This window comes from Streptomyces sp. NPDC052043, assembly GCF_044548235.1.
Lineage (GTDB): Bacteria > Actinomycetota > Actinomycetes > Streptomycetales > Streptomycetaceae > Streptomyces.
The window spans coordinates 270806-293827 of the sequence record NZ_JBIUBT010000012.1; the positions used below are offsets into that span (position 1 = coordinate 270806).

19 protein-coding genes and 1 pseudogene are annotated in these 23022 nt (G+C 71.9%); 15 read left to right on the plus strand and 5 right to left on the minus strand.

What is annotated here, in order from left to right; genetic code table 11:
- Nucleotides 1-42: 42 nt before the first annotated feature.
- Entirely contained in the window at nt 43-1170 is a 1128-nt protein-coding gene (locus tag ACIHCX_RS28560) for a LacI family DNA-binding transcriptional regulator (protein ID WP_400034394.1), read from the minus strand.
- A gap of 230 nt (nt 1171-1400) precedes the next feature.
- Between ACIHCX_RS28560 and ACIHCX_RS28565 the strand changes: the two genes are divergently transcribed.
- From ACIHCX_RS28565 to ACIHCX_RS28575, 3 genes are all read left to right on the plus strand, one after another.
- Entirely contained in the window at nt 1401-1625 is a 225-nt protein-coding gene (locus tag ACIHCX_RS28565) for a DUF4287 domain-containing protein (protein WP_400034396.1), read from the plus strand.
- Nucleotides 1626-1691: 66 nt separating this feature from the next.
- Complete coding sequence (locus ACIHCX_RS28570; protein WP_400034398.1) at nt 1692-3953, plus strand: ATP-dependent RecD-like DNA helicase; 2262 nt, start codon at nt 1692-1694, stop codon at nt 3951-3953.
- A gap of 254 nt (nt 3954-4207) precedes the next feature.
- The gene (locus ACIHCX_RS28575) at nt 4208-5497 is read left to right on the plus strand and encodes a citrate synthase (RefSeq protein ID WP_400034400.1); all 1290 of its coding nucleotides are present in this window, start codon (nt 4208-4210) and stop codon (nt 5495-5497) included.
- Between the two features lie 638 nt (nt 5498-6135).
- On the opposite strand, the gene ACIHCX_RS28580 is transcribed toward ACIHCX_RS28575, so the two are convergent.
- Both ACIHCX_RS28580 and ACIHCX_RS28585 read right to left on the minus strand, forming a co-directional pair.
- Nucleotides 6136-8433, minus strand: coding sequence for a heavy metal translocating P-type ATPase (locus ACIHCX_RS28580; RefSeq protein WP_400034402.1), 2298 nt, complete (start codon nt 8431-8433; stop codon nt 6136-6138).
- Between the two features lie 43 nt (nt 8434-8476).
- Nucleotides 8477-8716 carry a heavy-metal-associated domain-containing protein gene (locus ACIHCX_RS28585; RefSeq protein ID WP_400034404.1) on the minus strand — a complete coding sequence of 80 codons (240 nt, stop codon included), beginning with the start codon at nt 8714-8716 and terminating at the stop codon, nt 8477-8479.
- A 414-nt stretch (nt 8717-9130) separates the two neighbouring features.
- On the opposite strand from ACIHCX_RS28585, the gene ACIHCX_RS28590 reads away from it, so the two are divergent.
- Complete coding sequence (locus tag ACIHCX_RS28590) at nt 9131-10174, plus strand: zinc-dependent alcohol dehydrogenase family protein (RefSeq protein ID WP_400034406.1); 1044 nt, start codon at nt 9131-9133, stop codon at nt 10172-10174.
- An 85-nt stretch (nt 10175-10259) separates the two neighbouring features.
- Here ACIHCX_RS28590 and ACIHCX_RS28595 read toward each other — a convergent pair whose 3' ends face one another.
- Nucleotides 10260-10460, minus strand: a complete 201-nt coding sequence (locus ACIHCX_RS28595) for a helix-turn-helix transcriptional regulator (RefSeq protein WP_400034408.1) — start codon at nt 10458-10460, stop codon at nt 10260-10262.
- Between the two features lie 653 nt (nt 10461-11113).
- Between ACIHCX_RS28595 and ACIHCX_RS28600 the strand changes: the two are divergent.
- The 11 genes and pseudogenes from ACIHCX_RS28600 to ACIHCX_RS28650 all read left to right on the plus strand — a co-directional run.
- Nucleotides 11114-11311, plus strand: a pseudogene (locus ACIHCX_RS28600) (hypothetical protein); the annotation flags it as partial.
- Entirely contained in the window at nt 11308-12810 is a 1503-nt protein-coding gene (gene mmsA / locus ACIHCX_RS28605; protein ID WP_400034410.1) for a CoA-acylating methylmalonate-semialdehyde dehydrogenase, read from the plus strand. The pseudogene ACIHCX_RS28600 and the gene mmsA, both read left to right, overlap by 4 nt.
- A gap of 348 nt (nt 12811-13158) precedes the next feature.
- Entirely contained in the window at nt 13159-14577 is a 1419-nt protein-coding gene (locus ACIHCX_RS28610) for an APC family permease (RefSeq protein WP_400034412.1), read from the plus strand.
- A 133-nt stretch (nt 14578-14710) separates the two neighbouring features.
- Complete coding sequence (locus ACIHCX_RS28615; protein ID WP_400034414.1) at nt 14711-17362, plus strand: alpha/beta fold hydrolase; 2652 nt, start codon at nt 14711-14713, stop codon at nt 17360-17362.
- Nucleotides 17359-18240, plus strand: coding sequence for an ABC transporter permease (locus ACIHCX_RS28620; protein WP_400034416.1), 882 nt, complete (start codon nt 17359-17361; stop codon nt 18238-18240). The genes ACIHCX_RS28615 and ACIHCX_RS28620 overlap by 4 nt, the downstream gene beginning before the upstream one ends.
- Nucleotides 18241-18561: 321 nt before the next feature.
- On the plus strand, nt 18562-18831 hold the full coding sequence (locus ACIHCX_RS28625) for a hypothetical protein (protein WP_400034418.1): 270 nt from the start codon (nt 18562-18564) through the stop codon (nt 18829-18831).
- Nucleotides 18832-19085: 254 nt separating this feature from the next.
- A complete protein-coding gene (locus tag ACIHCX_RS28630) occupies nt 19086-19310 on the plus strand; it encodes a chaplin (protein WP_400034420.1) in 225 nt (74 codons plus the stop codon).
- Nucleotides 19311-19440: 130 nt separating this feature from the next.
- Nucleotides 19441-20019 (plus strand): chaplin, encoded by a 579-nt coding sequence (locus tag ACIHCX_RS28635; protein ID WP_400034422.1) that lies wholly within the window; start codon nt 19441-19443, stop codon nt 20017-20019.
- Between the two features lie 548 nt (nt 20020-20567).
- Nucleotides 20568-20798, plus strand: a complete 231-nt coding sequence (locus ACIHCX_RS28640; protein WP_400034424.1) for a chaplin — start codon at nt 20568-20570, stop codon at nt 20796-20798.
- Between the two features lie 139 nt (nt 20799-20937).
- Nucleotides 20938-21219, plus strand: a complete 282-nt coding sequence (locus ACIHCX_RS28645) for a hypothetical protein (RefSeq protein WP_400034467.1) — start codon at nt 20938-20940, stop codon at nt 21217-21219.
- Nucleotides 21220-21399: 180 nt separating this feature from the next.
- Nucleotides 21400-21912: a hypothetical protein gene (locus ACIHCX_RS28650; RefSeq protein ID WP_400034426.1), complete on the plus strand. Its 513-nt coding sequence runs from the start codon at nt 21400-21402 to the stop codon at nt 21910-21912.
- Nucleotides 21913-22104: 192 nt separating this feature from the next.
- Here ACIHCX_RS28650 and ACIHCX_RS28655 read toward each other — a convergent pair whose 3' ends face one another.
- Complete coding sequence (locus tag ACIHCX_RS28655; protein WP_400034428.1) at nt 22105-22926, minus strand: IclR family transcriptional regulator; 822 nt, start codon at nt 22924-22926, stop codon at nt 22105-22107.
- Nucleotides 22927-23022 lie beyond the last annotated feature (96 nt).

A 23022-nucleotide genomic window follows, 5' to 3' on the forward strand; every position in this document is an offset into this window, starting at 1 on the left:
TTTCTCCTTACCGGGGTGATTCACGAGGGGGCCGACCGGGGGTCAATCGGCGTGGGCAGCCGGCGGTCGACCGGCGGAAACCGGCCATGCCGGGCTCCGGCGGTCCGTGGCGGGGCCGGTGGTGGGGTCGGTGGTGGCCGGGGCGTCGACCCCGGGCCGCACGTCACCCGGCCGCGGCCCCGGCTCGCCGCAGGAGCGGCGTACCACCAGCCGGGCGGGGAGGGTGACGGACCGCGCGGGCCGGCCCCCGATGCGGTCGACCAGGGCGCGTACGGCGGCCCGCCCCAGTTCGCCGGTGGGCTGGGCGATCGCGGTGATCGGCGGGTCGGTGTGCGGGAACCACGGGATGTCGTCGAACGCGGCCAGCGCGATGTCGTCGGGCACCCGCAGTCCGCGCGCGCGGATGGCGTCCAGCGCGCCGAGCGCCATCAGGTTGTCGGCGGCGAAGACGGCCTCGGGAGGCACGGGCAGGGCGAGGAAGCCCTCGGTGACCCGCCGGCCGCTCCCGGCCTTGAAGTCGCCCTGGCCGATGTACGCGTCCGGGAGCGGGACACCGTGGGCGGCCAGCGCCGCGCGGAACGCCTCGACGCGCTCGCGGCCGGTGGTGGTGGCCGCGGGGCCCGCGATGATCGCGAGCCGCCGGTGACCCAGCCGGTACAGGTGCGCGACGAGGTCCCGTACGGCCGCCCGCCCGTCCGAGCGGACCACCGGCACGTCCACGCCCCCGATCCACCGGTCCACGAACACCATCGGCGTACCCGCGCGCGCGGCGTCGAGCATCAGCGGGGAGCCGCCGTCGGTGGGGGAGACCAGGAGGCCGTCGATACGGCGGTCGAGCAGGGTCCGTACGTGGTGGTCCTGGAGGGCGGGCCGCTCGTCGGCGTTGCCGATGATCACGCTGTAGCCGAGGGTGCGGGCCTCCTCCTCGACCGAGCGGGCCAGAGCGGTGAAGTAGGGGTTGAGCACGTCGCTGATGACCAGGCCCAGGGTGCGGGTCCGGTGGGTGCGCAGGGACCGGGCGACGGCGTTCGGGCGGTAGCCCAGCGCCTCGACGGCGGCCAGCACGCGTGCGCGTGCGTCGGCGCTGACCGACGGATGCTCGTTCAGGACGCGCGAGACCGTGGCGACGGACACGCCCGCCGCGGCGGCGACGTCCTTGATGCCCGCCATCGCCCTCCCACCTCCTCGTGGAATCGATTACAACCAACGATCGGAACCGATTGGAAACGATTACACATGCTGATCGCAAGGGCCCGTTGCCGGATCGTTGCCCTGTGGAACCGCAGCCGGAGGCCTCGCGGCCGGGAGTGGCGCGAAATCGCCCCCGCCCGAGCGATGAGTTCGCCCTCCGGCGGCCGTCATCACCTACGACACCGTCCGCGACAGGAAGGCAGCCCGCCATGACCGCCGCCGCCAAGGGCCCCGCAAGCTACTTCCCCTCCATCGAGCAGAAGTACGGCCGGCCGATCGCCGAGTGGAAGGACCTCATCCGCGCCTCGCCGCTGACCAGGCATATGGAACTGGTCACCTGGCTCAAGGCCGAGCACGGCCTGGGACACGGCCACGCCAACGCCCTGGTGGCCCACACCCTCGCCGAGTCCAAGTCCAAGTCCGAGGCCGGGTGAGCGAGCGGGCCGGGCCGCCCCGGCCCGTTCGACGGCGCTGTCACAACCCGGCGGTACCGTCGGGTCATGACCACGGACGCGAGTCGGAGGGGGCAGGCTGGTGCCGGGGACCGGCGTCCGGCCGTGCTGGACGGCGTGCTCGAGCGGATCACGTACGCCAACGAGGAGAACGGCTACACGGTGGCCCGCGTCGACACCGGCCGGGGCGCCGGTGACCTGCTGACGGTCGTCGGCGCGCTGCTCGGCGCCCAGGTCGGCGAGTCGCTGCGCATGGAGGGCCGCTGGGGCTCCCACCCGCAGTACGGCAAGCAGTTCCAGGTGGACAACTACACCACCGTGCTCCCGGCCACCGTCCAGGGCATCCGCCGCTACCTCGGCTCCGGCCTGGTCAAGGGCATCGGACCGGTCTTCGCCGACCGCATCACCCAGCACTTCGGCCTGGACACCCTGAAGGTCATCGAGGAGGAGCCCAAGCGCCTGATCGAGGTGCCCGGCCTCGGCCCCAAGCGAACCAGGAAGATCGCCGACGCCTGGGAGGAGCAGAAGGCGATCAAGGAGGTCATGCTCTTCCTCCAGACCGTCGAGGTCTCCACCTCGATCGCGGTGCGCATCTACAAGAAGTACGGCGACGCGTCGATCTCGGTGGTGAAGAACCAGCCGTACCGGCTGGCCGCCGACGTCTGGGGCATCGGCTTCCTGACCGCCGACAAGATCGCGCAGTCGGTCGGCATCCCGCACGACAGCCCGGAGCGGGTCAAGGCCGGCCTCCAGTACGCGCTGTCGCAGTCCACCGACCAGGGCCACTGCTTCCTGCCGGAAGAACGGCTGATCACGGACGCGGTCAAGCTCCTCCAGGTGGACACCGGGCTGGTCATCGAGTGCCTCGCCGAACTCGCCGAGCCCCCCGAGGACGGCGCCGACCCCGGTGTCGTACGGGAGAAGGTGCCGGGTCCGGACGGCGGCGAGGCGGTGACGGCGATCTACCTCGTCCCCTTCCACCGCGCCGAGCTGTCCCTGTCCGCCCAGCTGCTGCGCCTGCTGCGCGCCGACACGGACCGGATGCCCGCCTTCCGGGACGTGGCCTGGGACAAGGCGCTGGCCTGGCTGAAGGGCCGCACGGGGACCGACCTCGCCCCCGAGCAGGAGGCGGCGGTCAGGCTGGCGCTGACCGAGAAGGTGGCCGTGCTGACCGGCGGCCCCGGCTGCGGCAAGTCCTTCACGGTGCGCTCGATCGTGGAGCTGGCGCAGGCCAAGAAGGCCAAGGTGGTCCTGGCCGCGCCCACCGGCCGGGCCGCCAAGCGCCTGTCGGAGCTCACCGGCGCCGACGCCTCCACCGTGCACCGCCTGCTGGAGCTCAAGCCGGGCGGGGACGCGGCCTACGACCGGGACCGCCCCCTGGACGCCGACCTGGTGGTCGTGGACGAGGCGTCCATGCTGGACCTGCTGCTGGCCAACAAACTGGTCAAGGCCGTGCCCCCGGGAGCGCACCTGCTGCTCGTCGGGGACGTGGACCAGCTCCCCAGCGTGGGCGCCGGGGAGGTGCTGCGCGACCTGCTCGCCGACGGCGGCCCGGTGCCCGCCGTCCGCCTCACCCGCGTCTTCCGCCAGGCCCAGCAGTCGGGAGTGGTGGCCAACGCGCACCGCATCAACGCCGGGCAGCATCCGCTGACCGACGGCATGAGGGACTTCTTCCTCTTCGTCGAGGACGACACCGAGGAGGCCGGCCGGCTCACCGTGGACGTGGCGGCGCGGCGGATCCCGGCCCGGTTCGGGCTCGACCCGCGCCGGGACGTGCAGGTGCTCGCGCCCATGCACCGCGGCCCGGCGGGCGCCGGCACGCTGAACGGACTGCTCCAGCAGGCGGTCACCCCGGGCCGGCCCGACCTGCCGGAGAAGCGGTTCGGCGGCCGTGTCTTCCGGGTCGGAGACAAGGTCACCCAGATTCGCAACAATTACGAGAAGGGGGAGAACGGTGTCTTCAACGGCACCGTGGGCGTGGTCACCTCGCTCGACCCGGTCGACCAGCGCCTGACGGTGCGGACGGACGAGGACGAGGAGGTTCCGTACGAGTTCGACGAACTGGACGAGCTGGCGCACGCGTACGCGGTGACCATCCACCGCTCCCAGGGCAGCGAGTATCCGGCCGTGGTGATCCCGGTCACCACCGGAGCCTGGATGATGCTCCAGCGCAACCTGCTCTACACGGCGGTGACCCGGGCCAAGAAGCTGGTCGTCCTCGTCGGGTCGCGCAAGGCGATCGGCCAGGCGGTGCGCACGGTGTCGGCGGGACGGCGCTGCACGGCCCTGGACTTCCGCCTCGGCGGCTGAAAATCGCCCTCCGATGGGGCCGTAACCCGCTGTCTGACGCTGCGTCACAAAAAATGATCGATCAAATGAGTCGTAAAGGTCACACAGCACTTCCCGTGGCCGGAGCGAGGGGGCAGGATGAACAGGTTGACGGCACTGAGTGCCGCCAATGGGCCCAATGGTCGACCCCGAGTGCACTCTCCTGAGCCAAATGGGGGATGGTAGAGACAGTCAGGGCACCTCGAAGATGAGGCACTACGTCGGTGAGGGAAGACGTGAGCGACAACTCTGTAGTTCTGCGGTACGACGGCGGCGAGTACACCTACCCGGTGGTCGACAGCACCGTTGGCGACAAGGGCTTCGACATCGGGAAGCTGCGCGCCCAGACCGGTCTCGTGACCTTGGACAGTGGGTACGGCAACACGGCCGCGTACAAATCCGCCGTCACCTATCTCGACGGTGAGCAGGGCATCCTCCGGTACCGCGGCTACCCGATCGAGCAGCTGGCCGAGCGCTCCACCTTCCTGGAGGTGGCCTACCTGCTGATCAACGGTGAGCTGCCGACCGTCGACGAGCTCTCCACGTTCAAGAACGAGATCACGCAGCACACCCTGCTGCACGAGGACGTCAAGAACTTCTACACGGGCTTCCCGCGCGACGCCCACCCGATGGCGATGCTGTCGTCGGTCGTCTCGGCGCTGTCGACCTTCTACCAGGACAGCCACAACCCGTTCGACGAGAAGCAGCGCAACCTCTCCACCATCCGGCTGCTCGCCAAGCTCCCGACGATCGCGGCGTACGCGTACAAGAAGTCGATCGGCCACCCGTTCGTCTACCCGCGCAACGACCTCGGTTACGTCGAGAACTTCCTGCGCATGACCTTCTCGGTCCCCGCGCAGGAGTTCGACCCGGACCCGGTCGTGGTCTCCGCGCTCGACAAGCTGCTGATCCTGCACGCCGATCACGAGCAGAACTGCTCGACCTCCACGGTCCGCCTGGTCGGCTCCTCGCAGGCCAACATGTTCGCCTCGATCTCGGCCGGCATCAGCGCCCTGTGGGGCCCGCTGCACGGCGGCGCCAACCAGTCCGTCCTGGAGATGCTCGAGGGCATCCGCGACTCGGGCAACGACGTCGACACCTTCATCCGCAAGGTGAAGAACAAGGAGGACGGCGTCCGCCTGATGGGCTTCGGCCACCGGGTCTACAAGAACTTCGACCCGCGCGCCAAGATCATCAAGGCCGCCGCGCACGACGTGCTCTCCGCGCTGGGCAAGGAGGACGAGCTCCTCGACATCGCCCTGAAGCTGGAGGAGCACGCGCTGTCCGACGACTACTTCGTCGAGCGCAAGCTCTACCCGAACGTCGACTTCTACACCGGTCTGATCTACCGGGCCATGGGCTTCCCGACCGAGATGTTCACGGTCCTGTTCGCCCTCGGCCGGCTGCCGGGCTGGATCGCCCAGTGGCACGAGATGATCAAGGAGCCGGGCTCCCGCATCGGCCGCCCGCGCCAGATCTACACGGGCGTGGTCGAGCGCGACTTCGTCCCGGTCGAGGAGCGCTGAGCCTCCCGGCGGCGCCACCGGCCGCGTAGCGTCACCGGCCCCGTATCCGCGCGTTTTCGCGGGTGCGGGGCCTCGTGCTGTGCGGAGGAAGAACGCCTCGTGCTGTGTGGAGGAAGAACACGGAGGAAGCGGAAGGCGCCCCGGCGCGCCGGTCCCCCCACGGGCCGACGACCAGGGCGCCTTCCCATGTCCCGGTGCGGATTCCCCCCACGGGATCCGGCCGGGCGTTCAAGGACCAGCGCCTGAATCGCTGTGAGCACAACGAGCAGAACTCGTCGCACCTTGTGCTGTGCGGTCTGCCGGGACGCGCACGCGCGGGAGGGCCGCTCAAAGCTTCCCGGTGTACGTGCCCCGGCAACGCACCTCTGGGGAAGTCCCCCAAGACATCCCCAGTGCCGGTCAGCGCCCCCCAAGACGCTGCCCGACATCGCCAACTTAGACCTTCGAACCCCTTCGATGGTTACGTTCACATCACTGTGATCTGCGTCTCTTGCATATGTCCCTTTAGGTACGCAAGAGCCCAAGTATGGCGACCGGGACCCAAGCGTAAGGATGATGCGCGAGCCTTGTGAAGAGCTTATGTGAGGCGCGCGTCGGACTCTAGAGGGACTCTTACTTCGGTCTCGACTGGTTTTCATTCAACGGAACGTGCGCAGCCGCAGACTGTTCGTCACCACGAACACCGACGAGAACGCCATCGCCGCTCCCGCGATCATCGGGTTGAGCAGTCCGGCGGCGGCCAGCGGCAGCGCGGCCACGTTGTAGCCGAAGGCCCACACGAGGTTGCCCTTGATGATGGCCAGCGTCCGCCGGGACAGGCGGATGGCGTCCGCGGCCACCCGGAGGTCCCCGCGCACCAGGGTCAGATCCCCGGCCTCGATGGCGGCGTCCGTCCCGGTGCCCATGGCCAGGCCCAGATCGGCGGTGGCGAGCGCGGCGGCGTCGTTGACCCCGTCGCCGACCATCGCCACCGTGCGTCCCTCGGCCCGCAGCCGCTCGACGGCCTCGACCTTCTCCTCGGGCAGCACCTCGGCGACCACGTCGTCCGGGTCGATCCCGACGGCCCGTGCCACGGCCTCGGCGACGGCGCGGTTGTCGCCGGTCAGCAGCATCGGGCGCAGCCCGAGCGCGCGCAACCGCGCCACCGCCTGCGCGCTGGTCGCTTTGACGGCGTCCGCGACGGTGATGACACCACGTGCCGTCCCGTCCCAGCCGACGACGACCGCCGTACGGCCCGCGGCCTCCGCCTCGCGCCGGGCGCGGGCCACCTCCTCGGGCAGCTCGACGGTAAGGCCGGTGAGGTCGGTGAGGTCGCGCCCCACGGCGACGTCATGGTCCTCCACGCGCCCGCGTACGCCGCGTCCGGGGACGTTCTCGAAGTGCTCGACCGGGGGCAGCGGTCCGACCCGCTCCTCGGCGCCGGCGGCCACGGCCCGCGCGATCGGGTGCTCGGACGCGTGCTCCAGCGCGCCCGCGAGGCGCAGCAGTTGCTTCTCGTCGGTGCCCTCGGCGGCGTACACCTCCTGGAGGGTCATTCGGCCCGTGGTGACCGTTCCGGTCTTGTCCAGGACCACGGTGTCCACGCGGCGGGTGGACTCCAGCACCTCGGGGCCCTTGATGAGGATGCCCAGCTGGGCGCCCCGGCCGGTGCCGACCATCAGCGCGGTCGGCGTGGCCAGGCCCAGCGCGCACGGGCAGGCGATGATCAGCACCGCGACGGCCGCGGTGAACGCGGCGGTCGCGTCACCGGTGGTGAACAGCCAGGTGAGCAGGGTGCCGACGGCGAGGAGCAGGACGACCGGCACGAAGACCGCCGATATGCGGTCCGCCAGCCGCTGCACCTCGGCCTTGCCGCTCTGCGCGTCCTCGACGAACTGCGCCATCCGCGCGAGCCGGGTGTCCGCGCCGACCCGGGTGGCCTCGACGACCAGCCGGCCGCCCGCGTTGACCGTGGCGCCGGTGACCGCGGCGCCGGGGCCGACGTCCACGGGCACCGACTCGCCGGTGAGCATCGAGGCGTCGACCGCCGAGGCGCCCTCGACGACGGTGCCGTCGGTGGCGATCTTCTCGCCGGGTCGTACGACGAACCGGTCGCCGATCGCCAGCGCGGCCACCGGGATCCTCGTCTCCGCCCCGTCGCGCAGGACGGAGACGTCCTTCGCGCCCAGTTCCAGCAGTGCCCGCAGCGCGGCGCCCGCCCGCCGCTTGGAGCGGGCCTCCAGATGGCGGCCGAGCAGGATGAACGCGACGACCCCGGCCGCGACCTCCAGGTAGATCGTGGAGGCCGCGGCCGACCGGGAGACGGTCAGGCCGAACTCGTGGCGCATGCCGGGCATGCCCGCGTCGCCCAGGAACAGCGCCCACAGCGACCAGCCGAACGCGGCCAGGGTGCCGATCGAGACCAGGGTGTCCATCGTGGCCGCGCCGTGCCGGGCGTTGGTCAGGGCCGCCCGGTGGAACGGCAGCGCGCCCCAGACGACGACCGGCGCGGCGAGGGTCAGCGAGAGCCACTGCCAGTACGTGAACTGAAGAGCCGGAACCATCGACAGCAGCACGACGGGAGCGGCGAGGAGCGCGGAGACGATCAGGCGCCCGCGCAGGGAGGCCGTCTCCGGATCCCGCGGCGCCCGTTCCCCGTCCGGCCGGGACTCCGCGGCAGCGGCCGGTGCGGGGGCCGGCGGCGGGGGCTCCTCGGCCGTGTACCCGGTCCTGACCACGGTGGCGATCAGGTCGGCGACCGACACCCCGGCGGGGTGGGAGACCCTGGCCTTCTCCGTGGCGAAGTTGACCGTCGCCGTGACGCCGTCCATGCGGTTGAGCTTCTTCTCGACGCGGGCGGCGCAGGACGCGCAGGTCATTCCCCCGATGAGCAGCTCGACCTCGGCGGCGTCCGGCCGGTCGGCCGGGGACGTCTGCGGGGCGGTGCGGGTGTTCATCCTGGCACTCCAGACGGCGTACGGGCGGGCGTACCGGCCCTCGTCAGGCCTCGCCGACGAGTTCGAAGCCGGCCTCGTCCACGGCGGCGCGCACGGCCTCCAGGTCCAGCGCGGAGGCGGAGACGACGGTGACCTCACCACTGGAGGCGACGGCCTTCACCGAGCTGACGCCGGGCAGCTCGGAGATCTCGGCGGACACGGAACCCTCGCAGTGTCCGCAGCTCATCCCGCTCACCTTGTAGACGGTGGTGACGGTGTCCGGGGTGCCGGTCTGGGTGGTCATGTCGTTCTCCTCGTCGTGGCGGGTGGGGCACGGGGGGCCACGGGGGCCCGTCATCTTTCAACACTATACCCCTAGGGGGTATTCCCTCGAGGAACCTCGGCCTGGTCGCCGAGCGGTCACCGGCAACGGGGTGGGGCGCGGGCGGTGTCGGCGGGACGTGTCCTCGGCGGGGGAGGGGGCCGGATCCGTGCCGGTACCGGCAGGGTCGCACGCGCGGCGCCGCGCTCCTCGGCGACCCGGCCCCGGAAGCCGGACCCGCACGTCAGTACGCAGTGAGCAGTGCGCAGTGCACCGGGCCTGGAAACCGGCGCGCGGCGCACTGGGCCGGCCGCCCGCACCCGGGGATGTGCCCGCGTACTACGGTTTCGCCGGCGGCGGTGGGCCGCGGACATACCGGACGGAAGGCGAGCGGCGATGCGGGCTGTGGTGTTCGAGCGGTACGGGGAGCCGGCCGAGGTGCGCGAGGTGGCCGACCCGAGCCCCGCGGAGCACGGAGTAGTGGTGCGGGTCGAGGCGACCGGCCTGTGCCGCAGCGACTGGCACGGCTGGCAGGGCCACGACCCCGACATCACGCTGCCGCACGTGCCGGGACACGAGCTCGCCGGGACCGTCGAGGAAGTGGGCTCCCGGGTGACCCGCTGGCGGCCCGGCGACCGGGTGACCGTCCCCTTCGTCTGTGCCTGCGGCAGTTGCCCCGCCTGCGCGGCGGGCGACCAGCAGGTGTGCGAGCGGCAGACCCAGCCGGGCTTCACGCACTGGGGCTCGTTCGCCCAGTACGTGGCGCTCGACCACGCCGATGTGAACCTGGTCGCCGTGCCCGAGGGCCTGTCGTTCGCCACGGCGGCCTCGCTCGGCTGCCGGTTCGCCACGGCGTACCGCGCGGTGCTCCAGCAGGGCCGGACCGCCGCCGGGGACTGGGTCGCCGTGCACGGCTGCGGGGGCGTGGGCCTGTCGGCGGTGATGATCGCGGCGGCCGCGGGGGCCAGGGTGGTCGCGGTGGACGTGTCCGCCCGGGCCCTGGACCTGGCACGCAGGTTCGGCGCCGCGCAGTGCGTGGACGCGTCCGCCGTGCCGGACACGGCGGAGCGGGTGCGCGAGGTGACCGGCGGCGGCGCGCACGTCTCGCTCGACGCGCTCGGCTCGCCCACCACCTGCGCGGCCTCGGTCAACGGTCTGCGCCGCCGGGGCCGTCACGTCCAGGTCGGTCTGCTGCCCTCCACGACGGGCACCACCCCGGTGCCCATGGCGCGCGCGATCGCCCTCGAGCTCGAAATCCTGGGCAGCCACGGCATGGCCGCGCACGCCTATCCGGAGCTGATGGAGCTGGTACGGGCCGGTGTGCTGCGCCCCGACCTGCTGGTGACGTCGGCCATCCCGCTGGCGGCCGTCCCGGACGCGCTCGCGGCGATGGGCACCGCACCGGGATCCGGCGTCACGGTCATCGAGCCCTGGAGCTGACCGACACGACGGTGCCCCGCGCGCGGTGGGGCACCGTCGTGTCGGCGAACGAGGAAGAGGGCCGGGCCCGTGGCCCGGCGGCGGTTCAGTCGACTCTGCGGCCGCGGTTGCCGGGCCGGGCGGCGACCCAGGCGCGGACCGTGTCGGCGTACCAGTAGGGCCGGCCGCGCTCCACATGGTCCGGTGGCGGTAGCAGACCGTGCTTGCGGTAGGACCGCACGGTGTCCGGCTGCACCCGGATGTGTGCCGCGATCTCCTTGTACGACCAGAGCTTTCGGTCGGTCATGACGTGCACCTCCCCGCGCGCGCCACGGCGGCGGCCGGAGAGGCCGTCAGGGGGAGCGGGGCGCCGCGCTGGCGATCTCCAAGCCTGTGATCGGTGAACGACAGGGACCGCGGACCGGCAAGCGGTTGTCGGTCGGGTGTGACGGAGGGGCCGCGCACCCGCGACATGTGTGACACGGCAGAGGTTTTTGTGACACATCTGAGGCAGGCGACCCGCGTGCCGAGGGTCGGCGCGGCCGGATGGCCGACTCTCTCGTCCGTATGTCCGGACAAAGCATTGACAGGATCCGTGCCCGGCACTAGAACCGGGGGAACCGGGGAGTCGAGGCGAAGGAAAGCCGAGGGCGGCCGATGGCGTGCGACCTGAACACCGCGGGGCCGTGCGTGCGGCGCGCCCGGGACGGCACGGCCGGCCGAGAGTTTCCCCACCCGAGCGGCGAGGGCACGCTGGGTGGAGACCCGCACGCGCCCCGTGGCGCCCGGGCACAGAACGCCTCCGGCGCGGGACGCCGCTTCGCCCTGGCAGGAGCGAAGTGCGAGCGTCGACTCCCCGCCCGCTACGGCCCCGCGCCGGAGGTCCCGACGACCCATCGCGGGGCGGCGGCCGCACTCCGCCCGCCTGCGGAATCCGCACGCCGTCCGCGCCGGGGCGCGGCACCGGACACTCCCACATGTGTCTACGGGGAGACGGAAACCGCAGACACAGTGTCGGGCGCGCACTCGGCGCGAGCCTGGTGGGATGGAGCTGTGGTCGGGACCGCGACGCGCCCGTCGCCGGTCACGCCGCACGAGCACCGCGAACGGCACGTTTCGACCCGTCGCCGCCATCTGCGAAGGAGTAACCGGGCATGACGAAGATCGTCAACCACTGGATCGGCGGGAAGACCGTCGAAGGCGCCTCGGGGACGTACGGGCCGGTCACGGACCCGGCGACCGGCGAGGTCACCACGAAGGTCGCGTTCGCCTCCGTGGAGGAGGTGGACGCCGCGATCGCCGCCGCCAAGGACGCGTACCTGACCTGGGGGCAGTCCTCGCTGGCCCAGCGGACCTCCATCCTGTTCAAGTTCCGCGCGCTGCTGGACGCCCACCGCGACGAGATCGCCGAGCTGATCACCGCCGAGCACGGCAAGGTGCACTCCGACGCGCTCGGCGAGGTCGCGCGCGGCCTGGAGATCGTCGACCTGGCCTGCGGCATCAACGTGCAGCTCAAGGGTGAGTTGTCCACCCAGGTCGCCACCCGCGTCGACGTGGCCGCGATCCGGCAGCCGCTGGGCGTGGTCGCCGGCATCACCCCGTTCAACTTCCCGGCGATGGTCCCGATGTGGATGTTCCCCATCGCCATCGCGTGCGGCAACACCTTCGTGCTGAAGCCGAGCGAGAAGGACCCGTCGGCCGCCCTGAAGATCGCCGAGCTGCTGGCCGAGGCCGGGCTGCCCGACGGCGTCTTCAACGTGGTCCACGGCGACAAGGTGGCCGTGGACCGCCTCCTGGAGCACCCGGACGTCAAGGCGGTCTCCTTCGTCGGCTCCACCCCGATCGCCCGCTACATCCACACCACCGCCTCCGCGAACGGCAAGCGCGTACAGGCCCTCGGTGGTGCCAAGAACCACATGCTGGTGCTGCCGGACGCCGACCTGGACGCGGCCGCCGACGCCGCCGTCTCGGCCGCGTACGGCTCGGCGGGCGAGCGCTGCATGGCCATCTCGGCCGTCGTCGCCGTCGGTTCCATCGGCGACGAGCTGGTGGAGAAGATCCGTGAGCGCGCGGAGAAGATCAAGATCGGTCCGGGCAACGACCCGTCCTCCGAGATGGGCCCGCTGATCACCAAGGTGCACCGCGACAAGGTGGCCTCGTACGTGGAGAACGCCGCGGGCGAGGGCGCCGAGGTCGTCCTGGACGGTACCGGCTACACGGTCGAGGGGTTCGAGGACGGCCACTGGATCGGCATCTCGCTCCTCGACAAGGTGCCGACCGGCGCCAAGGCCTACCAGGACGAGATCTTCGGCCCGGTGCTGTGCGTGCTGCGCGTGGACACCTACGAGGAGGGCGTGGCGCTCATCAACGCCTCGCCGTTCGGCAACGGCACCGCGATCTTCACCCGGGACGGCGGCGCGGCCCGCCGCTTCCAGCTGGAGATCGAGGCCGGCATGGTCGGCGTCAACGTGCCGATCCCGGTGCCGGTGGGCTACCACTCCTTCGGCGGCTGGAAGGACTCGCTCTTCGGCGACCACCACATCTACGGCAACGACGGCACGCACTTCTACACCCGCGGCAAGGTCGTCACCACCCGCTGGCCGGACCCGTCCGAGGCCCCGGCGGGCGTGGACCTCGGGTTCCCGCGCAACCACTGACCGTCGCGACCCTGACGGTCGTACTCCCCGACCGTCGTCCCGACCGTCGCCGCAGGCGATGACGAGGCCGTCCGATATGCGGACGGCCTCGTCTTTTTTCGAGGGTTCGCTGCGGTTCCCGCATGGCCGTAAGGGCCCGAACAATGGGACCGTTCGGCGCGTGAATCAGTTGTTGATCGCTGTTCTGCCACGGATTCCGTAGGTTAACGACCATTGACTCGGCGGTTTTCGTTGATGTTCGATGACCCGGCCGGGAGCGGACGAGAGTGCGAAGGACCGCGAACCGCCGGAGGCGATAGCGCGCTCCCCGGCCCCTCACCTGTTGCACAAGTCGATCGGAACCGCTGCATGACCGACATGCTCCGCTCTGTCGAGAACGCCGTCCCGGACGTGGCCGGCGGTCCCCCAGAGACGACGGACAGCCCCGCCCAGCTCAAGCGTTCCATCGGGGTCGTCGGCGGCACCCTCCTCACCCTCTCGTGCGTGACCCCCGCCTCCACCCTCTTCGTGGTCGTCCCCGACCTCCTCGGCTCGCTCGGCACCGCCACCGCCCTGACGCTCGCCGTCGGCTCCCTGCTGTGCATCGCCGTGGCGTTCTGCTACTCCGAGCTGGGCACCCTCATCCCCAGCGCGGGCGGCGAGTACGCCATGGTGTCGACCATGGCCGGGCGGCTGGCGGGCTGGCTGGTCTTCGTGCTGTCCCTGCTCGTCGTCATGATCGTCCCGCCGGTGATCGCGATGGGCACCGCGGACTACCTGGCGCCGGTCGTGCACCTCGACCCGGCTCTGACCGGCGCCGGCGTGATGCTCATGGCCACCCTCGCCGGCCTGCTGGACCTGCGCGCCAACGCCTGGATCACCGGCATCTTCCTCGTCCTGGAGGTCATCGCCGCCGGGGTGGTCGCCCTGCTGGGCTTCGCGCACAGCCACCGGGGCGTCGGCAGCCTGGTCTCCATGCAGGTGGCCGGCTCCGGCGGCCACACCGACACCGTGACGGCCATGCTCGTCATCTCCGGGCTCGCCATCGCGCTCTTCGCCACCCAGGGCTTCTCCACCGCCGTCTACCTCTCCGAGGAACTGGAGAACCCGCGCCGCAACGTCGCCCGCACGGTGCTCGCCACCCTCGCCATCTCCTCCGTGATCATCCTCGTGCCGGTCGTCGCCATCACCATGGGCGCCTCCGACGTCAAGGAGCTGACCAGCGGCAACCTCAGCGCCATGGTGATCGCCTGGTCCAACTCCGCGGTCGGCACCTTCGTCAGCCTGTGCGTGGCCCTGGCGATCATCAACGCCGGCATCGTCATGGTCATCCAGAACTCCCGTGTCCTGTTCGCCTCCGCCCGCGACAAGGCCTGGCCGGAGCCGGTCAACAAGGCCTTCTCCAAGCTCGGCCGCTTCGGCTCCCCGTGGGTCGCCACCCTCGCGGTGGGCGTGCCCGGCGCGCTGCTGTGCTTCGTCAACCTGGACACCCTGTACGGCGTCACGGGCGTGTCCGTGACCGGGATGTACCTGCTCGTCGCCGTAGGCGCGCTGCTGGCCCGCCGCGGCTCCCACAAGCACACACCCGCGTGGCGCATGCCCTTGTGGCCGGCCGTGCCCGTGCTGCTCATCGCACTCCTGGCCTACATCCTCAGCCGGCAGGAGATCACCTACCTGCTGTTGACCGGCGGCATCATGGCGGTCGCCACCCTCTACTGGGCCCTCTACCTCCGTCCCCGCCGCGACACCCGCTGGCTGGTGTCGCTCCCGGAGGACACCCGGCCGTAGGACGAGAGAGCCGCACCGTCGCGGCGTACCGCGCCTGCGGTACGCCGCGACGGTCCCGTACTCCCCGAGGAGGTGCGGAGGTTCGGTCCGGCGGCGGCTTCGGTTGTCGGTGACGGCCCGTACCGTGGAAGGCATGGATCTTCGACTGCCCGGCCTGCGCGGGCTGCTGCGGAGGCCCCGGCGGCTGCTGGCCGCCGGGGCCGCCGTCGTCGTGCTGGCCGGCGCCGGCACGTGGACGGCGATCGCCTCCGACGGCCCGCCCCCGGTGCACCGCGCCGACCAGGTGATGACCATGGGCGACGCGGCGCGGATCGACACCTCGTACTTCACCCCGGCCGCGGCCGGCCGCCACCCCGCCGTCCTGCTCGGGCACGGCTTCGGCGGCAGCAAGAACGACGTGCGGCAGCAGGCACAGGACCTCGCCAGGGACGGGTACGCGGTGCTGACCTGGTCGGCGCGCGGCTTCGGACGGTCCACCGGAAAGATCGGTCTGAACGACCCCGAGACCGAGGTCGCCGACGTCTCGAAGCTGATCGACTGGCTGGCGCAACGCCCCGAGGTCCGGCTCGACGGGCCCGGCGACCCGCGCGTGGGCGTGGCCGGAGCCTCCTACGGCGGAGCGATCTCCCTGCTCGCCGCCGGATACGACCACCGGGTCGACGCCATCGCCCCGGCGATCACCTACTGGAACCTCGCGGACGCGCTCTTCCCGGGCGGCGTCTTCAAGAAGCTGTGGGCGGGCGCCTTCATCAACTCCGGCGGCGGATGCGCCAAGTTCGAGCCCGCGCTGTGCCGGATGTACGAGCGGGTCGCCCAGTCGGGCCGGCCGGACGCCGAGGCGCGCCGACTGCTCGAGGAGCGCTCACCGTCCGCCGTCGCCGACCGCATCAAGGCGCCGACCCTGCTGGTGCAGGGCCAGTCCGACTCCCTCTTCCCGCTCGGCCAGGCCGACGCCGCCGCCAGGGCCATCCGGGCGAACGGCGCCCCGGTCGACGTCGACTGGATCGCGGGCGGCCACGACGGCGGCGACATGGAGACCGGCCGGGTCCAGGCACGCGTGAAGACCTGGTTCGACCGGTACCTCAAGGGCGACAGGAACGCCGACACCGGCCCCGCCTTCCGCGTCACCCGCACCGGAGGCGTCGACTCCACCGACGGCCACGCCCTGCTGCGCGGCGCGAGCGGCGGCTCGTATCCGGGCCTGGAGGGCGGGCAGCGGCCCATCGCCCTGCGCGGAGGCGAGCGGCGCTTCGAGAACCCCGCCGGGGCCAACCCGCCCGCCGTGTCCTCCCTGCCCGGCCTCGGGGGATCAGGCGGCCTGGCCCAGCTGTCCTCGCTCGGCGTCGGGGTGTCCCTGGACTTCCCCGGCCAGTACGCGCGGTTCGACTCCGCGCCGCTCGGCAGCGGCCTGCGCGTCACCGGATCGCCGACGGTGACCGTCCACGTCACCTCGACCGCCGACGACGCGGTGCTCTTCGCCAAGCTGTACGACGTCGGACCGGGCAAGCAGCAGCCCGTGCTGCCCGCCCAACTGGTGGCCCCCATGCGCGTCGAGGGCGCCAAGGCCGGCAAGGACGTCACCCTCACCCTCCCGGCGATCGACCACGAGGTGCAGAAGGGCCACCGGCTCCGCCTGGTCCTCGCCTCCACCGACCTCGGCTACGCCTCACCGGCCGCCCCGGCGACGTACACCGCCACCGTCAAGAGCGACCTGTCGGTGCCGACCGCCCCCGGGGTGACCACCGCGGCGGCGCCGCTGCCCGCGTGGGTGTGGTGGCTGCCGCTCGCGGGCGCCGTGATCGCGCTCGCCCTGCTGCTGACCGCCCGCCGCCGCACGGCCGCACCCGCTCCCGACCCGGCGTCGGCCGACGTGCCGTTGCGGATCACCGGCCTGAGCAAGCGCTACGCCAAGTCGTCGGAACGGTATGCCGTACGGGACCTGTCGTTCCAGGTGGACAAGGGCCAGGTCCTCGGCCTGCTCGGGCCGAACGGCGCGGGCAAGACGACCACCCTGCGCATGCTGATGGGCCTGATCCAGCCGGACGCCGGCGAGATCCGCGTCTTCGGTCACGCCGTCCGGCCCGGCGCACCCGTGCTCTCCCGGGTCGGCGCCTTCGTCGAGGGCGCCGGCTTCCTGCCCCATCTGTCCGGCCGGGAGAACCTGGAGCTGTACTGGCGGGCCACCGGCCGCCCGCCCGAGGACGCCCACCTGGACGAGGCCCTCCGGATCGCCGGCCTCGGCGACGCGCTGGCCCGCGCGGTACGCACCTACTCGCAGGGCATGCGCCAGCGCCTGGCGATCGCGCAGGCCATGCTGGGCCTGCCGGACCTGCTGATCCTGGACGAGCCCACCAACGGCCTCGACCCGCCCCAGATCCGCGAGATGCGCGAGGTGATGATCCGTTACGCGGCCGGCGGCCGCACGGTGATCGTCTCCAGCCATCTGCTCTCGGAGGTCGAGCAGTCCTGCACGCACCTGGTGGTGATGGACCGGGGACGGCTGGTGCAGGCGGGTCCGGTCGGCGAGATCGTCGGCGCCGGGGACACCCTGCTGGTGGGCACCGCCGCCCCGGTGGAGGAGCCGGTCGTGGAGAAGGTGTCCGCCCTGCCGGGCGTCGCCTCTGCGCTGCGCACCGAGGACGGCCTCCTGGTCCGGCTGGAGACCGGCGGCACCGCGCAGTACCTGGTCGCGGAGCTGGTGCGGCTCGAGGTGCCCGTCGTCGCGGTCGGCCCCCACCGCCGACTGGAAGACGCCTTCCTCACCCTGATCGGAGGTTCCGCATGAGCACGCTCGCCGAGAGCGCCGAGAGCGCCGAGAGCACGGAGGTCGCCTCCGGTTACCGGGCGGGCCGCACCCTGCCCCTCAGAGTGGAGCTGGTGCGGCAGCTCAAGCGGCGCCGCACGCTGGTCATGGGCGGCGTCCTGGCCGCGCTGCCCTTCGTGCTGGCCGTCGCCTTCGCGATCGGCGGCGGTCCGGGCGGCCGCAGCGGCCGAGTGACCCTGATGGACACGGCCACCGCGTCCGCGGCCAACTTCGCCGCGGTCAACCTGTTCGTCTCGGCGGGCTTCCTGCTGGTGATCCCGGTGGCGCTGTTCTGCGGGGACACGGTCGCCTCGGAGGCGAGCTGGTCCTCTCTGCGCTACCTGCTCGCCGCACCCGTGCCGCGGGCCCGGCTGCTGTGGTCCAAGCTCGTCGTCGCACTCGGGCTCAGCCTGGCGGCGATGGTGCTGCTGCCGCTGGTGGCGCTCGCGGTCGGCACGGCCGTCTACGGCTGGGGGCCGCTGGAGATCCCCACCGGCGGCACACTGGACGCGGGAACCGCCGCACAGCGGCTGCTGGTCGTCGTCGCGTACATCTTCGTGTCGCAACTGGTCACCGCGGCACTGGCGTTCTGGCTGTCCACCAGGACGGACGCGCCCCTGGGCGCCGTGGGCGGAGCGGTCGGCCTGACCATCGTGGGCAACGTCCTGGACGCCGTCACGGCCCTCGGGCACTGGCGCGACTTCCTGCCCGCGCACTGGCAGTACGCCTGGGCCGACGCCGTGCAGCCACACCCCGAGTGGTCCGGGATGATCCAGGGCACGGCGGTCTCCGTCAGCTACGCCCTGGTGCTGTTCGCCCTGGCGTTCCGCGGGTTCGCCCGCAAGGACGTGGTGTCGTAGGAACCGCGCTCGCGGCGGGGCGGTTCGCCCACGGCGACGCAGGGCCGACGATCGGCCCCTTCATCGCCCCCTTTACCGGTCCCTTCTGAGGATCCCCGTTCACACCGGAGTGCTCTGGCCCAACTGCGCGGCCACACCCGGGTTTCTCGCGTTCGGTCCACCGACCGACGGAGCAGGCTGTTTGTGTGCTTTTTGGACTCCGTGATTTTCCTGAGTTTTGAAGGTGTTGGGGTCCAAGCGGGTGAACCCCCGCAACCAAACATGCTGCGCCGGGTTGATGAAGTCGTAGGACGTGCGTCGCTACGAGGAAAGGAACGCGCAGTGCTCAGGAAGGCAAAGGGCGCCACGGCGTCCGCTGCTTCTGTCGTCGGTATGTCCGTGACGGCCGCTCCCACGGCGCTCGCCATCGGCAACGACACCGGCCCGACCGTCCCGAACGGCACCGGAGCCTCGTCGTCGTTCGGCAATTCAGCCACGACGGGCAGCATGAGCCCGCGGTTCTCGGACACCTCCACCCAGGCCAAGCGGGACGCCGCGCTCTCGCACCTCCTGGACAACCCGTCGGTTCTCTCCGCCAGCACCGGGAGCTGAACCGAGTCAGGTCGGCCAAGGCTCTTTGCCGCTCCGGCCGAGAACTGCCCGGACCTTTCCGAAGAACTCTTTCAGGCAATGCGGTCGAGGGTGAACCGTATGGTCACGCGGAGCAAACGAGTGAAGTGCTCGGCGACTCACGTTCCGCGTTTTTCCATTACGGCTGTTCCTCGTCCAGCATCACGACCGAATCGGTTGTGTTCACTCGGTTTCTGACCGTCATCGGGGCCTCGTCCCCAAGAAGGGAACATTTCATGAAGAAGAGCGTTGCTGTCGTCACCGGTGCCCTCGTGGCCCTGGGCATGGCCGGCCCCGCCTTCGCCGACTCCGGGGCCATGGGTACCGCCGCGAACTCCCCGGGCGTGCTCTCGGGCAACGCCATCCAGCTTCCCGTGCATGTTCCGGTCAAAGTCTGCGGCAACACCGTCGACGTCGTCGCGCTGCTGAACCCGGCGTTCGGCAACTGCGCCAACGGCTGACCGTCCGGCGTACCCAGCCGCACCGGCTGCGTCACGGCCGGCCTTGGAGATCGCTCTTACGCCCAAGGCCGGCCTTCCCACTTCTTCAAGCCGCTTCGACCGAGCGGCTGCAAGCAGGAAGACAACGAGATTGCGACAGACTCTGAGCAGGGGAGTGTTCGCGGCCGCTGCCGCGACGAGCATGCTGACCCTGCACGGCAGCCCCGCCCTGGCCGACTCACAGTCCGAAGGCGCCGCCACCGGCTCCCCGGGCGTGCTCTCGGGGAACGTTCTCCAGGTTCCCGTGCACATTCCGGTCAACGTCTGCGGCAACACCGTGGACGTCATCGGCGTGCTGAACCCGGCGTTCGGCAACCGCTGCGCCAACGGCTCACCGGCGGCCGCGCCCGCCGAGATGCCGGAGGTTCCGGCGGCGCCCGGTGTCACGGCGCCGGACGACAGTGACTCCCCGACTTCCGAGGCCATGCCGGCTGCCAGTACGCCGACCACGGACACCGCGTCGAGCGAGGTGGACGAGGCGGTGGCCGAGCCCCAGCGTGCTCAGACCCTGCCGGCTCCGGCGGTCTTCGAGGACGCCACGCCCGACGCGGCACCGCAGTTGGCCGAGACCGGCACCGGCGCCCTGCTGGCGTCCTCGGCCGCCAGCGCGGCCCTGATCGCCGGCGGTGTGATCCTCTACCGTCGCGGCCGGGCGGCGACTCAGCGCTAGAGCTGGACCCTCCGGGCCGGTGAAGCGGCCCCACCACGGGTGCCGGACGCCATGTCCGGCACCCGTTCTCGTTGCGGCGGGCGCCCGGCGGCCGGTGGCCTTGCCGCGGCTACCGACTGCCGAACGCCGACTGCCCGCTGTCGGCTGCTGGTTGACGGGCTCGTCGTGCTGACGGCCGTCGCCGTCGTCCTCCTGGCGTCCGGCGGGCTCGCCCTGCCGGCCTCCGGCCTGCGTGTCCGGCCGACGTCCGGAGCGGCCGCCCGCGGTCCCGGCCTGCCTCCGGCCCGCGATCCAATCCTGCCTCAGGCCTGCGGCGTTGGCTTGCCCCGCGTCCTGGCGCGGCGTTGGCCTGTTCCTGACCGGGGGCCTTGGCCTGCCCGTAACTCCGGGCCCTGGCCTGCCCCGGGGGAGCGGGAGGCGAACCGGCCGCGCCCGGGAACTTTCGGGATCACCCCTTTGGCGGCACAACCCGCGGGAGCGCCACGCGTTGACACAACGCCGGGCATCCCGCCCGGGTGTTTTTGCATCAACCCAAGGAGCACCTCTCCATGTCGCGTATCGCCAAGGGCCTGGTCCTTACCTCCGTCGCCGCCGCGGCCGTCGCCGGTGGTGCCGGCATCGCCGCCGCCAGCAGCGGCGCGACCGGCGGCGCCGCCAACTCCCCGGGCATGCTGTCGGGCAACGTCATCGAGGTTCCCGTGCATGTTCCGGTCAACGTCTGCGGCGACTCCATCGACGTCATCGGCGTGCTGAACCCGACCTTCGGCAACGCCTGCTGACGTTTGCGCGCATTCGTCCGGCCGGCCGCCGTACCCCGGTTTCCCCGGGGGCGGCGGCCGGCCGCGTCACAGCCCGCATGCCCGGGCCTTTCGATCCTACGAGTGACGGAACCAACCCACCTACAACGTACGGAACATGATGAAGTCCCTGAAGGCTGCCGCCGTCCTTGCCGGGTCCCTGGCCCTCACCGGTGCCGCCGCGCCCGCGTTCGCCCACAACGTCGCCGACCTCACGCCCAACAGCCTCAACGGCGCCGTGAACACGCTCACCAAGGGCCCCCTCGACGTCATGCCGCTCCAGCACCAGTCCGACGCCCTCAACACCGAGAACAAGGACTCGCTGCTCCACACGGTCAACGGCACCGCCCAGACCCTGAACGCTCCCAAGCCGCTGCTCGGGGGCCTGGCGCTGCAACGCTGAGCCGCGTCAGGCGTGAGCCCGGCGCCTCCGTACCGGACGGACCGCGGTGACGCGGCCGGCCGCCGAGTACGACCGTCGTACTACTGCGGCACTCGGGGGAATCCCGTGCTGCTGGCGGTGCCAGGATCGTTGGGCGGTACGGACGTCGAGCCCCGAACCCGGAAAGGGACCGTACCTGACATGAAGTCGATCACTCGAGGAACCCTCGCCGCCGTCATCACGGGCGTCGCGGCAGCCATGGGCGCGGCCGCGACCCCCGCCGCCGCGGTCGACGCGGTCCCCGTCCCCGTCCCGCTGGGCGGAGCGGAGGCGGCCCTCGGCACGGAACTGCCCGAGGTCGACGGACAGCTTCCGTTGCCCACCGCGGGCGTGCCGGAGCCCCCGCGCTTCGTCAAGGGACGGCTCCTGCCCGAGCACACCGTGCCGCGGCTGCCGGTCGACGGCGGGCTGCCCGGCCTGGAACTGCGCGCCCCGCTGGCGCACGCCCTCGACGACGGCTTCGACCACGTCGGCGTCGGCGTGCCCGCCTCGGACGTGCGGTCCCTGACCCCCGGCCTCGCCCTTGACGCCCCGCTGACCGCCCCGCGCCCCGGCGAACTGCCCGCCCTGAAGCAACCGGAACTCGCCGTCCTCGCCCCCGTACTGCGCACCACCCCGGGCGCCGACCTGATGGCCGGGCCGGGCCTGCGGTAGAGGACCACCGCCTCGCGACGGCCGCCCACCCGCCACCGCACCGGAGCCTCGCGGACGACGGCCACCACACGCCGGGTGCCGGCCTCCTGGAGCGCCGCGCGGCCCCCGCCCGGTCATGAACGCACGCCACCGGACGCGCAGGGTCAGCAGCGAAGAACGCGGGTCGCGCCCGCTACCGGCCGGCCGGCGTCGTCAGCCGTTTGACGCCGGGCCGTGTCCGCCGAGGCGCGCGGTGACCTGGGCGGCGGACTCGCGCACCGTCTCGCCCAGCACCGGGAGCCCTTCGGGCGAGACCCGGAACCGGGGCGCCGAGACGAGGACCGAGGCGACGGCCTCCCCGCGGTGGTCGAAGACCGGGGCGGCGACACCCACCTCCTCCAGCGAGGTCTCGCCGTAGTTGACGGCGTAGCCGCGCTCGGCGCTCTCCGTGAGGCGGAGCAGATAGGCGTCGACCGCGGCGTCGCTGAGCCCGGGGTGGACCACGGCCCCGCTGGTCACCAGGGTCCGCACCCGCTCGGGGGGCAGCCGGCTGAGGAACACCTGCACCGAGGAGCTCGCCGCCGTCCGGTAGCGGGTGCCCAGCGGAGTGCTGTGCTTGACCTCGTGCCGGCTCGCCACCTGCTCCACACAGACCGCCTCGGAGCCGTTCCACACCAGCAGCGCCGCGGTCTCGCCGGTGCGGTGGCTCAGCTCCTGGAGCACCGGATACGCCGCCCGGCGCACATCGAGGTCGGCCAGCAGCGGACCCGCCATCGCGATCACGCCGAGCCCCAGCCGGAACCGCCTCGAGCCCGGGTCGCGCTCGACCAGGCCGTCCTGCTCCAGGGTGGCGAGGATGCGGGAGACGGTGGACTTGTGCAGTCCGACCCGGGTGGCGATCTCGGTGACGCCCAGCTCGGGCTCGTCGACGCTGAAGGTGCGCAGCACCCCGATGCCGTTGCGCAGCACGGTCATACCGCGCCCGGAGCCGGCCGCACCGTTGTCGGGGATCTCGTCCGTCGTATTGCCTGCCATGGTGCGCACCATCATGCCCTTGCCGGAATGCCGACCAGGACGCAGGGAGCAAAATGGAGGAGTGATCGCACACCCCCGTCGATCCCTCCGGGGCGG